This is a genomic window from Streptococcus sp. LPB0220, from assembly GCF_008727815.1.
Taxonomy (GTDB): domain Bacteria; phylum Bacillota; class Bacilli; order Lactobacillales; family Streptococcaceae; genus Streptococcus.
This window is the reverse complement of record NZ_CP044230.1, coordinates 1558466-1571132: the sequence shown is the minus strand read 5'-3', so window position 1 is coordinate 1571132 and position 12667 is coordinate 1558466. Positions and strand designations below refer to the sequence as shown.

The following is a 12667-nucleotide window of genomic DNA, read 5'->3' as shown; positions in this document are numbered from 1 at the left end:
TCTTTTCATTATTTCTTGAAATTGTAGTCTTTTAATATCTCGATTTTTTCAATCTTGATATCTGTTTTTGGTTTGTCCTTATCATCGGTTTCGGCAGAGGCGATTTTATCCACCACATCCATGCCATCGATCACTTGGCCAAATACAGTGTAGTTACCACCATCGAGGGTTGGATTTCCACCATTTTTATAAGCATCGATGATCTTAGCCGGGAAACGATCAGTTGGAAGTTTACTTGAAATATCATCCTTATTTTGGTTGATATAGAATTGACTACCATTGGTATTTGGACCAGAATTGGCCATGGCAAGGGCTCCACGAAGGTTGTAAAGGTATGGAGAATACTCATTCTCAAAACCAGTACCTGAATCTTTGGATTTGTCTTTGCCCTTCCAGATAGATTCGCCACCCGTACCGTCTCCTTTAGGATCCCCAGTTTGGATCATAAAGTTGTTAATAACACGGTGGAAAAGCAAGCCATTGTAGTAGCCTTCTTTTGCATGGGTCAAGAAGTTTTCAACTGCAAGGGGCGCATATTTAGGGAAGAGCTTCACAGTGATATCGCCTTCAGTCGTAGTGATTTTAACCTCCGCTTCATCTTCAGCCACGTCAGTTGATAGTTGTGGGAAGACGGCATTTTCATTGGTCATGGCGTCGTTAAAATCTTTGCGCAGTTGTTCTAATTTCTTTTGTTCTTCTTCAATTTTCTTTTGATCTTTTTCACTAGAGCTAGAAGTTGCTGTCTGCTCTGTCTTTTCTTTGCTTGAGCTTGAAGAGTTAGCGTCTGTCTTATTGGACGAACAAGCTGTCAAAGCCAAGCCGGAAAATAATAGTAGTGCGATTAATTTTTTCATATTCTTCCTTTCCAACATAGTTGTCTTTCTCTATTGTACCTTAATTTTACGATACTTTCAAATCTGGATAGAATTTAAGGCGAAAACACTATTTTGAAAATTTACAGAAAATGGATGCGGCTATTTTAAAATTTTTGTATAATAGGATGACTACAGGAGAACGATCATCAAAAAATGAAATCATCACATTTTGCGAGAGCCCTTTGGTTTGGTATCCTAGGTGCTCTCTTTTTTGCATTTACCTTTATTTTTAATCGAAGCATGAACCTGGCAGGTGGTTCCTGGATGTGGAGTGCTAGTTTGCGTTACCTTTTTAGTTTGCCCATGATGGCTGTATTAGTCTGGCAGAAAGGCGAGTTGAAGGGTGTCTTGTCAGCAATTGCGCGAGCCCCGTGGACTTGGTTACTCTGGAGTACGGTCGGCTTTGGTCTCTTTTATGCGCCCTTATCGATGGCTTCTATCTATGGAGAATCATGGTTTGTGGCTGCGACCTGGCAGATTACGATTTTAGCAGGTCTCCTCTTGACCCCACTTTTTGGCCAAAAGATTCCAGGAAAACAGTTAGGAATGACTTTGCTGATTTTGTTAGGAATCGTATTGATTCAAATTCCATATTTTGGACGAGGTCTCGGAGAAGGTGTTGTGCGAGCTAGTATCTTAATTTTGATCGCGGCTTTTTCCTATCCATTGGGAAATCGCAAGATGCTGGCTCATTGTAAAGAAGAACAATTATCAACGACCCAACGGGTCTTTGGGATGACCTTAATGAGTGTTCCCTTTTGGTTGCTCTTAGCCGTCTTTGCAGGAATAGATGCAGGCTTGCCATCAGGTGGGCAAATGCTCCAATCCTTGATCGTAGCTGTATTTTCAGGAGTTATCGCAACCATGCTCTTTTTCGAAGCAACCAACTTGGTGAAACATAATCATCAGCAGTTAGCTGTTGTTGAAGCTACCCAGGCCGGCGAGGTCCTCTTCACCCTATTTGGAGGCTGTCTCTTTCTGGGAGATCAGATCCCAACCCCACTAGGATTTTTAGGGGTCTTCATTGTGATCGTCGGTATAGTGGGAAATAGTCTGATGACTTCTTCAGAATAGATAGTGGTAGAAAAGTAGAACATAAAAGATGATATCGCGGTTCAGTCTGTCAATGCTAACACCCACGAGGGTGTTTTTTTGGTCTAAATCACTAATTAAGAAGGAAGTTGCGTAGAGATGGAAAATTCGGTATGATGGGAGATAACACTAAAAGAGGTATCATTAAATGAGTTATAGCAAATTAAGAAAAAAATATGTCATAATACTCTGGATTGGGATTATCAGTTTATTTGTAGGCCATTTCTATTTATCTAGTCTGTATCCGGATCATCAAGACTTTTATTCGAATACCTTGCTAGTAGTGCTTGGTCTTATATTCCTTCTTTATGTTTTGATGAATAGATGGTTTGGAAAAGAATGTCTTAAGATTTTAAATGTTTCCTCGGGGATAGATTTTTGGCATGAATGTGCACAATCTGGAAGTCGTGCTAGATTTAGTATAAGCAAAAAAGCTGCCCATCTTGCTAGTGTAATATATTGCTACATGATTGGAGATTTCTCATCTGCAATCGATCGAATAGAGTTTTTACAAAATCAAAACATAGCTAGGACTGATCGTTCATCCCTCTTGGGAATTTTCGTAAAATCTTCCCTACTTTCAGGAAAAGCCATCAGCAAGGAAGATATTCAGAAGAAGTTTACCTATGTTCCCTTCAAGAATGAAGCAGAAAAAGAAGAAGTTATTCAGAAGCAACTGGCCATCTATGACATCCTTGTGGACCAGCAACCCAATGATTATTTTGATCATGTGACCGGTTCACAGGCTTTTCAACGCTTAGAAAATCGTTATTTTAAAGGATTAAATACCTATTTAAAGGGAGATATGGAGCTGGCTGTTTCTTTATTTGAAGAGATAGCGCAAGAAGATGAGCGTCTGTATTTTGTCCAGATGGCCAAGCAATGGTTAGCGAGTGAAGATCACTCTTTATCTGCTCTTATGCTAGATCCAAAGCTGGAGTCTGAGAGACTTGCGACTCTAACAGCTGATCTGCCTCTTCCTGAGACGGAACTTCCAAAAAAGAAGGGGAGGAAGAAATGGAAATGGCTATTGTTGATTATTCCGATTCTTTTTGTTGGAGCGATCATTATGAACTTAGTGGAGAGCAATCTGCCAATTAATGGGGTCTATTATTTGTCGGTTGCCAATATGGAGACCAAAACTGCTTCGCTCAATAAAGAATCCTGGATCAAGATTGATGGAGATCATGTGATAGTGAGGGAGAGTGGTGAGGAAAAGACGTATTCTTTCGATAGGGAAGATATCGAGCTGACTGTTGATGGAAAACAGTATCATGGAATGTTGCAATGGGGTTCTCTATCGCTTTTTGAGCAGTCTGACTCCTCACATGATATTCGCACTTATGTGAGCAAGAATAGCCCGATGTATGACGGCTACGAAAAAGGAACGGTCAGAGTTGAGAAACATTGAAAAATGACAAACAATGTGATCTAGAAAGTGAATTGAGAAGATTGAGATGAAAAATCAAAAATTGGATTCAAGAAAATTGAAAAAACAATCGATCTTTAAAGCCAGTTTTGAAGAGAGTTTGAATTTATTAGATGATGGCATTTCGGGAAAATTTGCTCAGGAAAATTATCAGGATGCTCTAAAAAAAGAAAAATATAGAGGGGCTTTGAAATCATATGTCTGGCTAGTATTTTTGACGATCTTATTTATAATCGGTCCCAATTGGTTAATTGTTGCTTTAAATGATTATTTATTTTACCATGCTAATCCTAGAGATTTAACAGTACGCTTGCCCGAAATTAATTTTCTTCCATACTGGGTATTTTGGATGGGGCTGGCAATATGGATTTTGCTGATTATATTAGGAAAGCGATTCAACCAACAGTTCATTTTGATCTATAGAGGTCAGTTTCATGTTATGGTTTCCTTTATAATATGGCTTCTAGTTGAGTTAAATCTTCTATTGTTGAATTTACTTTATGGTTTAGTTGAATATTTAGGGTTATTTGCCATGGAAGGTTTGATTCTATTTACGATAATTTACCTGATACATGCTAAGTCTATATCATTACTTAAATTATTATATGGTGGTACTGGAATAGAGAGTCCGACCGATAGAGTGTTTAATAGTGTATTTAGATTTATTGTCAAGTATGGTGGAATAGTTGTAGCACTCTGGATAATTTTTCGTAGGATATATTCGGATTCAATAAGAAATGCAGATAATTTGGTTGGAAGATTGTGGATTTTATTTTTATTTCTAATTTTCGATATACTGGTTTCTGCTTTTGAAATATATTTCATGTTTCCCTATATGTTGCAAGGCTACTACAAATTAAAATATCCTGAAGAATATCGTGAGTGGGAAGGTAAAACTGTAGAAGAGTGGTATGGCAAGAAATACCTGAAGAAATATAAGGAGTTGTTAAAGAATGAATAAGAATTTTAACGAGATGTCATTTGATGAATTGAAATGCTACCGTAGGGAAGGTCTATGGGGATCTTTGGGCTTATTACTGGTCATTATTTTGGTGATTACGGGCATGGTCCTGATGGAAGTGAACCATGTTTCTCCATCTAATCAGAATCGTTTTCGGGTTATTGGTTTGACAACGGTCATTGCGCTCTTTGGCTACCTGATGCCTCTGATGGCAGCTAATCGTGTCATGCGAGATCATCCGGATTGGGTCAAGAAATCAGGTATTCGAGCGAAAATTCCCTTGCCGATGGCTTGGCATGTCAAGAGACTTTGCGTCCTTGGAGCGAGTCTATTGGTGATTGGCGTATGCTTTTTCTCACTATACAAACCACAAACCTCACAGACAAATCTGAAGGATCAACAAGATAATATCCAAGTCAATAATGTAATCGATGTGCCTGATATTGAAGTGCCTACGAGTGATAGTCAGGACTAGTGAGTGACAGATTGAATCTAAAAGGGAGAAATATGAAACTTTTTACTTACTCATTTGAAGAAAGTCAATCCTTCGTAAATGAGACCATTATTAGTCGCTTTAACGATAAGGGAAATTGGAAAAGATTTATTGGTATGCCTTTATTTTCTGCAATAGTCTATCTACTTTATATCCTTCTTCCAGCAGTCTTTAAGGGAATAAGATTAGATGGAGATGGGGATGTTGCCTATCAATGGTTAAATTTACCTCTTTTGTTTGTTCTACTTTTATTTTATTTGGTCTACATTTTCTATTCGTTTAAATATCGAAAGAAAAAAATGATCTTGAAATATCTAACTTATTGTTATATGTACCTTCTATTACTATTTATGGAATTAGGATTTGTATTAATTGGGATTTTTTGCAGAAAACTTCTCGGTTTTTTATCAGCTGGATTAACGATAGTTGTTGTGATATATCTCTTTAGGAAGGTCCCTAAAAAGATAAAGACTGCAGTTGAAGAAAGAAAACCCTATGCTTCCTTGGCTGCCCTAGCAACAGAAAAAATGACAGATCAATTATTGATCTTGGGAGGAAGTGGAGTTACAGCGGGTTTTGTATTGTTTGATCGTTCAAACAATACAAATGTAAGAGGGAGCATTGATGCTATCTTAACGCCATTCTGCCCCGCTATTATGGCTGTTGCTCTTTATGTCTTCTTTTTAGAAATAGTAGGGGGTTACTACCTATTTTTGTACTACGAACAATACAAAGAAAAATATGACAGTTTAAAATCTATTTAACAAAATAGGAAAAAGTCTGAGTGAAATCCATTTTACATTAGGCACCTGTCATCAGGAAGCTTTCTTGATCGACAGGTTCTTTTTATTTTGTTATGATACAGTCAATGATAGATAGGAGAGACTTATGACGACTATTGCAGATGTAATGGAAAAATTTCACGCTGATCATGAGATGAAACCCTTTATTTCTCCTGAGAGGTATTTAGAAGCTTGGTTGTTAGATCCAAAACCTGTTTCCAAACGAAATATGGAGCTCCTTCGAGATGGCTTGCTTGCAGGGGATATCATTCTCTTGTGGCGGATCCATTTTGGAACGTTTACGACAGAGACTTGGTTTCCCAAGTATTTTGAATACAGCTATGGGATTCATGCTTCGGAACACTTGAAGGCTTTGGTGGAGAAGGGCTATACTTTTATTGAATCCGCTTTTGATTCGCTGGACCACATCAATGCGACCATGAAAAAAGCCATTCTCAAAAAGAAGGGAGTCGCGGGTTTGTCTAAGATGAAAGCAGCTGATTTGAACCAAGCTTTGGCTGCCCATTTTACGGAGGAAGAACTGGCGGAGCAGTTCACAATTCGGGGTTATCAGTTGACGGACAAAGGAAAGCAAGCGCTGAAAGACTATCAAGCCATCATTGACCGCCACCCCAAGAAAAACATCTAAAACAGTGCCTACTCGGTGCTGTTTTGTGCTTTATGTTTCAAATGTTTGGAAATGGTTTTACTAGGGAGCTGGCTTGGAAATGTGATATAATAAAGGTTATGGCAAACAATAATCAATCAAAAAAAACACGGTCGACGAGACGACTGTCCAAAGCAGAATTAGAAAGAAAAAAAGCAATTCACCGCATGATTGTGACCATTCTGATTAGTCTGGTTTTAGTCTTTGCGGCCTTGAAATTGGGAGCAGTAGGGGTCTTGGCCTACAACTTGATCCGACTGTTTGTTGGGAGTTTGGCTTACTTGGCCATTTTAGCGACCTTTTTCTACCTCTATGCCTTTAAATGGCTGGACAAACACGAAGGGGTGATTTCAGGATTCCTAAGCTTCTTTGCTGGGCTTCTCTTGATGTTTCAGGCCTTCTTTGTATCCTCACTTCATTTAGACAATAATGGGATCAAGGTCACCTTTTCAAGAATCATGGCAGACCTGATTCATCTGCGAGTGGAGAGCTTTGCCGGTGGTGGTATGATCGGTGCCCTTCTTTATGCTCCGATTTCCTTCCTCTTTTCAAATATTGGCTCTTATTTTATTGGCCTTCTCTTTATTGGATTGGGGATTCTCTTGATGAGTCCTTACTCCATCTATGATTTGTTTGAAAAGGGATCGGAAGCCTTCCACGCTTCTATGGAGAAACGCAAAGAGCGTCGCGAGCAGAAATTCCTTGAAAAAGAAGCGAGAGCTGCCGAGGAAGCTGCTGCAGCTGAAAGAGAGCAAGAAGAAGCAAGAGCTGTTCTTCCAACTTCCCTTTCTATGGAAGGGCATCCTGTAGACCCTGAAACGGGAGAGGTGTTGGCGGAAGAGCCGTTCACAGAGCCCTTCCCAGAAGCCGAAATTGTCGCACCAGCAACACCAGAGATTTACCTGCCAGATCAAGAATGGCCTGAAGAGCCTGAAGCATACGAAGAGTTTCCGGAAGCCGAAGAATTCGAGGGCGATGGGGAAGAAGTTCAAGTGGATTTCACACCTAAGGAACTCCTCCAGTACAAGCTTCCAACAATTGATCTCTTCGCACCTGATAAGCCGAAAAATCAATCCAAAGAGAAAAACATCGTTCGCCAGAACATCCGCATTTTGGAAGAGACCTTTGCAAGCTTCAATATCAAGGCGACTGTGGAGCGGGCAGAGATCGGTCCTTCTGTCACTAAGTATGAGGTCAAGCCGGCTGTCGGTGTGCGGGTCAACCGCATTTCGAACCTAGCAGATGATTTGGCCTTGGCCCTAGCAGCCAAGGATGTGCGAATTGAAGCACCGATTCCAGGGAAGTCTCTGGTCGGGATTGAAGTGCCTAACTCAGAGATTGCGACCGTTTCCTTCCGTGAATTGTGGGAGCAGTCCAAAACAGATCCGGCTAAACTCCTTGAGATTCCTCTTGGGAAGGCTGTAGATGGCTCGGCTCGGACCTTTGATTTGGCTCGGATGCCCCACCTCTTGGTAGCGGGTTCTACTGGATCTGGTAAGTCAGTAGCGGTCAATGGAATTATTTCGAGTATTTTGATGAAGGCTCGTCCGGACGAAGTCAAGTTTATGATGGTCGATCCAAAGATGGTGGAGCTTTCTGTCTACAATGATATTCCTCACCTCTTGATTCCAGTGGTGACCAACCCACGCAAGGCCAGTCGAGCTCTGCAGAAGGTCGTTGATGAGATGGAAAATCGCTACGAGCTCTTCTCAAAAGTAGGCGCTAGGAATATTGCTGGCTTTAATGCCAAGGTAGCTGAGTACAATGCCCAGTCTGAGATGAAGCAAGTACCACTTCCATTGATTGTGGTCATTGTCGATGAGTTGGCAGACTTGATGATGGTCGCAAGTAAAGAAGTGGAAGATGCTATTATTCGCCTTGGACAAAAGGCACGTGCAGCAGGAATTCACATGATTCTTGCGACCCAACGGCCATCGGTTGACGTTATATCAGGTTTGATCAAGGCCAATGTGCCTTCCCGTGTCGCTTTTGCGGTATCATCTGGGACCGACTCACGGACCATCTTGGATGAAAATGGGGCAGAAAAATTGCTCGGTCGTGGAGACATGCTTTTTAAACCGATCGATGAAAATCATCCGATCCGTCTACAAGGATCCTTTATCTCAGATGACGATGTGGAGCGGATTGTCAACTTTGTCAAAGAGCAGGCAGAAGCTGATTATGATGATGCCTTTGATCCAGGAGAAGTATCGGAGTCGGACTTTGACGGAGGCATGGGTGGCTTAGACGAAGGTGATCCTCTCTTTGAAGAGGCCAAAACGCTCGTCATCGAGACCCAAAAAGCCAGTGCTTCAATGATCCAGCGCCGCTTATCGGTTGGTTTTAACCGGGCGACTCGCCTCATGGAAGAGTTGGAAGCAGCGGGTGTGATTGGACCAGCTGAAGGGACCAAACCTCGAAAAGTATTGCAACAATAAGTCTAGGGGGAAGAGGGCACTTGCCCCACTCCCTTTTCTTTTTATAGAAAATAGAAAGTAGGACCAGATGAAGTTAGACACGATTCATCATATTGCCATCATTGGACGGGATCGCGATGCTATGCTGCACTTTTATGTGGACCAGTTGGGCTTTGCGATTGTCAGTGAGTATGACCGTCCCGAACGCGGAGATATCTTGATCAATCTCCGTCAGGGGAAGCTGACTTTAGAACTCTTTATCAAACCGTCGGCCCCAGAACGTCCTAAGCTCCCCTTGCCCGAGCATGCGGGACTGCGTCATCTGGCCTTTCAAGTGGACGCTGTAGAGACGTATCTAGCTAGATTGGATCAGCTAGGTATTGAGAATACAGGCCTTCGCTATGATGATTTTGATGGCAAGAAGATGGCATTTTTCTTCGATCCAGAAGGATTGCCTTTGGAAATACATGAGTGAGGAAAGCAATGGTTAGATTAGAAGGACTCAGTCAGGAAGAAGTAGCAAAAAAGATCCAAGAGGGCAAGCAAAATAAGGTCACGATTAAGACAGAAAAAAGTATTGGGCAGATCATTCGAGACAATGTCTTTACCTACTTTAATCTGATTTTCCTGGTCTTAGCGGTCTTGCTGGTAGCAGTGAAGTCTTGGAACAATCTCTTGTTTGTCCCGGTCGTCGTGGTCAACTCCCTGGTAGGAATTGTGCAGGAAGTCCGCTCTAGACGGATCTTGCGTCAGATGCAATTTCTACATATGAGTGAGGCGATCGTTCTTCGCGAAGGAAAAGAATTTGCTCTACCTATCGATCAGCTGGTGGAGGTCGATCTAGTTCGCTTTCAAGCTGGAGACCAGATCTATGCGGATGGGTTTTTGCTGGAGGGCGAGCTAAAAGTCGATGAATCGCAATTGACCGGTGAAGCCGATGAGGTCAAAAAAGGAGCGCAAGACGCGCTCATGTCAGGTAGTTTTGTGATCGCTGGTCAAGGACTGGCGCGATTGGAAAAAGTTGGGAATGACTCCTACATTAACCAATTGAGCCTGGAAGCCAAGCAGGTCAAGTCTCATGAGGAGTCCGATATGGTCCATGCGGTCAACCGAATCGTGGGGATCATTGGTCTTCTTATCATTCCGCTAGGCTCGCTCCTTTTTCTTCGCAGCTATATCAGCCTAGGCGATAGCCTCAAGCTCAGTGTGACTTCAACAGTCGGTGCCTTGATCGGGATGATTCCAGAAGGCTTGTATCTCTTGATGACCTTGGCGCTGGCTCTGGGTGCTGTCAGATTGGCTAAGGAAAAGGTCCTGCTCAATAGTATGAAGGGGATTGAGACCTTATCGCGCGTGGATATCCTTTGTGTCGATAAGACAGGGACCATTACAGAGCCGGGTATGGAAGTAACAGAGATTCGTCCAGTTAAAGACGCTCAAGACTTGGAAGCTCTAGCTCAGTATGTAGGAGCTAATATGGATCAAAACGATACCATGGATGCCATCCGAAAATTTCACAAGACTCCAGTCAGCCAGCCTTGTAAGGCCCTTGAAATACAGCCCTTTACGTCTAAGAAAAAGTATGGGGCGATTGCCTTTGAATCTGGGATCTATGTATTGGGGGCACCAGAGTTTGTTTTACGAGAGGGCTTCTCTGAGGTTGAAGGGGAGATTGCTCCTGCTACTCAGGCAGGCAATCGGGTCTTGGCCTTTGGGAAATATAAGGGAGAATACCTGGGAGAGACTTTAGAGGCTCCAGTAGACTTGGTAGCCTGGATCATTCTCTCCAATCCTTTGAGAAAAAATGCCAAAGAAACCTTCGCCTACTTTAAAGAACAAGGAGTGACCATTAAGGTCATTTCAGGGGACAACCCTGCTACTGTCTCTGCTATTGCACAAAAAGCAGGCATTGAAGGAGCAGAGGATCTAATCGATGCCAGAACCTTACTGACGGAAGAAGATTTGCACCAAGCGGCGAGCCAATATACGGTCTTTGGTCGGGTGACACCAGAGCAAAAGAAAAGCCTTGTAGAAGGCTTGCAGGCAAAGGGGCATAAAGTCACCATGACCGGAGATGGCGTCAACGATATTCTGGCCCTCAAAACAGCGGATTGTAGTATTGCGATGGAATCTGGAAATGATGCGACCAAAAAGATGGCGCAAGTGGTCTTGCTAGATTCTGACTTTGGGAAGATGCCGTCCATCGTGGCAGAAGGGCGGCGGGTGGTCAATAATATTCAACGATCAGCCAGTCTCTTTTTGATCAAGAATATCTTTTCCATTTTGTTGGCCATCTCTGTGACGCTCTTAGCCTTTACCTATCCCATCATGCCGTCGCAGATGTCTTTGATCAGTGGTTTTACGATTGGGATTCCAGGATTCTTCCTAGCGCTTGAGCCCAATAGCGAGCGCATCAAAGGGCGCTTTATCGAAACGGTCTTTAAAAATGCGCTACCTGCTGCCTTGACGGATTTTATATTGATCTTTAGTTTGGTGTTGCTCTCTTCAACATTTGGCATGAGATCGGAAGAACTCTCAAGTGCAGCCATCTGCTTGATGGCCTTCGTTGGATTTACCATCATCTACCAAGAATCCCAGCCTCTCAATCACTACAAGAGACTGGTTCTTCTAGGAAATATCCTAGCCTTCCTGGTTTCAAGTAGTATCTTAGGTAGATTCTTCAACATGAGCCCCTTGAGGATCCAAACGCTGCTTATCTGCGCCATCATGGCCGTTCTTGCTCTCATCTTGATTCAAGTCTTCAAGAAACTAGTGGGCTGGTTCTTTCATCGGAAAAAATAAAAAAAGAGAGTGGGACAGAAATCGGTAATTCGTTAGAATTCGATTTCGTCGTCCCACCTCCGCACAGTTGAGTAGGGCTGTAAAAGCTGATGAAATCAGCGTAGTAGAGCCCACTCAACCACTGCGTCTTGCTCGACAATCTAAAAATAATTGAGAGGCTAGGACTTTTGTCCCAGCCTCCTTTTGGTATTAGATAAACAAACTAGCGGTTAGAATTAGATAGAGCAAGAAGGTAACTAGAAATCCAGCACGCCAGAAGTATTTGATAAATCTAGGGTAATAAAAACACTTTTTCTTTTTTAAGAAATAAATCGTTAGCCCCAAGGCTAAAAGCGAAAGGCTTAAAGCTAGCAGCGGTAAGAGGCTGTGATAAAAGGCGCTGTCTGAGATCAGGTAGTACTCCAAGGCAAATAAAGGAAAGGCAATATCGGTGGATCGCCATCCTCTTTTTTGGAGTTTAAAGAGGTGAACAATGATGCCGCTCAGAATCAGCGTTAAAAAAATAAATAATACAGAAGCAACTTTGATTAACATAGCTTCATTCTATCATAAAACGAAAAAAAAGTTTACTATATTTTAATTTTTTCTTGCAAAAAATGAGAAATCGTGTATAATAGAAAGGTATGCACAAAGCATACTTGTGGGAGGTAAAAATCTGTAATTACCGCCAAAACCACAAAGGAGGATTTAAGAAATGGCTAAAAAAGTCGAAAAACTTGTAAAATTGCAAATCCCTGCTGGTAAAGCTACTCCAGCTCCACCGGTTGGTCCAGCGCTTGGTCAAGCAGGTATCAACATCATGGGATTCACCAAAGAGTTTAACGCTCGTACAGCTGATCAAGCTGGTATGATCATCCCAGTTGTTATCACTGTTTATGAAGACAAATCATTCGATTTCGTTACAAAAACACCACCAGCTGCTGTTCTTTTGAAAAAAGCTGCAGGTGTTGAAAAAGGTTCAGGTACACCGAACAAAACGAAAGTTGCAACTGTAACTCGTGCACAAGTACAACAAATCGCTGAAACTAAGATGCCAGATTTGAACGCTGCAAACATTGAGTCTGCAATGCGTATGATCGAAGGTACTGCTCGTTCTATGGGATTCACTGTTACTGACTAATTGTAACAATCCTATTTGCCCGCAATACA

At 42.1% G+C, this 12667-nt stretch carries 12 protein-coding genes; 10 read left to right on the top strand and 2 right to left on the bottom strand.

What is annotated here, in order from left to right; translation table 11 throughout:
* Positions 1 to 8 precede the first annotated feature (8 nt).
* Positions 9 to 854: a peptidylprolyl isomerase gene (locus tag LPB220_RS08140; protein WP_024054832.1), complete on the bottom strand. Its 846-nt coding sequence runs from the start codon at positions 852 to 854 to the stop codon at positions 9 to 11.
* 174 nt (positions 855 to 1028) lie between these two features.
* Here LPB220_RS08140 and LPB220_RS08135 point away from each other — a divergent pair, with 174 nt between their 5' ends.
* From LPB220_RS08135 to LPB220_RS08095, 9 genes are all read left to right on the top strand, one after another.
* On the top strand, positions 1029 to 1949 hold the full coding sequence (locus tag LPB220_RS08135) for a multidrug resistance efflux transporter family protein (protein WP_150906412.1): 921 nt from the start codon (positions 1029 to 1031) through the stop codon (positions 1947 to 1949).
* 166 nt (positions 1950 to 2115) lie between these two features.
* The gene (locus tag LPB220_RS08130; RefSeq protein ID WP_150906411.1) at positions 2116 to 3378 is read left to right on the top strand and encodes a hypothetical protein; all 1263 of its coding nucleotides are present in this window, start codon (positions 2116 to 2118) and stop codon (positions 3376 to 3378) included.
* A gap of 46 nt (positions 3379 to 3424) precedes the next feature.
* On the top strand, positions 3425 to 4357 hold the full coding sequence (locus LPB220_RS08125) for a hypothetical protein (protein ID WP_225305909.1): 933 nt from the start codon (positions 3425 to 3427) through the stop codon (positions 4355 to 4357).
* Complete coding sequence (locus tag LPB220_RS08120; protein ID WP_150906410.1) at positions 4350 to 4832, top strand: hypothetical protein; 483 nt, start codon at positions 4350 to 4352, stop codon at positions 4830 to 4832. The genes LPB220_RS08125 and LPB220_RS08120 overlap by 8 nt, the downstream gene beginning before the upstream one ends.
* 32 nt (positions 4833 to 4864) lie before the next feature.
* On the top strand, positions 4865 to 5614 hold the full coding sequence (locus tag LPB220_RS08115; protein ID WP_150906409.1) for a hypothetical protein: 750 nt from the start codon (positions 4865 to 4867) through the stop codon (positions 5612 to 5614).
* A gap of 124 nt (positions 5615 to 5738) precedes the next feature.
* Positions 5739 to 6281, top strand: coding sequence for a hypothetical protein (locus tag LPB220_RS08110; protein ID WP_150906408.1), 543 nt, complete (start codon positions 5739 to 5741; stop codon positions 6279 to 6281).
* 98 nt (positions 6282 to 6379) lie between these two features.
* A complete protein-coding gene (locus tag LPB220_RS08105; protein ID WP_150906407.1) occupies positions 6380 to 8737 on the top strand; it encodes a DNA translocase FtsK in 2358 nt (785 codons plus the stop codon).
* A gap of 67 nt (positions 8738 to 8804) precedes the next feature.
* On the top strand, positions 8805 to 9191 hold the full coding sequence (locus tag LPB220_RS08100) for a VOC family protein (protein ID WP_150906406.1): 387 nt from the start codon (positions 8805 to 8807) through the stop codon (positions 9189 to 9191).
* An 8-nt stretch (positions 9192 to 9199) separates the two neighbouring features.
* Positions 9200 to 11518 carry an HAD-IC family P-type ATPase gene (locus tag LPB220_RS08095; RefSeq protein ID WP_150906405.1) on the top strand — a complete coding sequence of 773 codons (2319 nt, stop codon included), beginning with the start codon at positions 9200 to 9202 and terminating at the stop codon, positions 11516 to 11518.
* A 189-nt stretch (positions 11519 to 11707) separates the two neighbouring features.
* Here LPB220_RS08095 and LPB220_RS08085 read toward each other — a convergent pair whose 3' ends face one another.
* Positions 11708 to 12052, bottom strand: coding sequence for a DUF3397 family protein (locus LPB220_RS08085; RefSeq protein WP_049474322.1), 345 nt, complete (start codon positions 12050 to 12052; stop codon positions 11708 to 11710).
* A 160-nt stretch (positions 12053 to 12212) separates the two neighbouring features.
* Here LPB220_RS08085 and rplK point away from each other — a divergent pair, with 160 nt between their 5' ends.
* Positions 12213 to 12638 carry a 50S ribosomal protein L11 gene (rplK, locus tag LPB220_RS08080; RefSeq protein WP_003005369.1) on the top strand — a complete coding sequence of 142 codons (426 nt, stop codon included), beginning with the start codon at positions 12213 to 12215 and terminating at the stop codon, positions 12636 to 12638.
* Positions 12639 to 12667 lie beyond the last annotated feature (29 nt).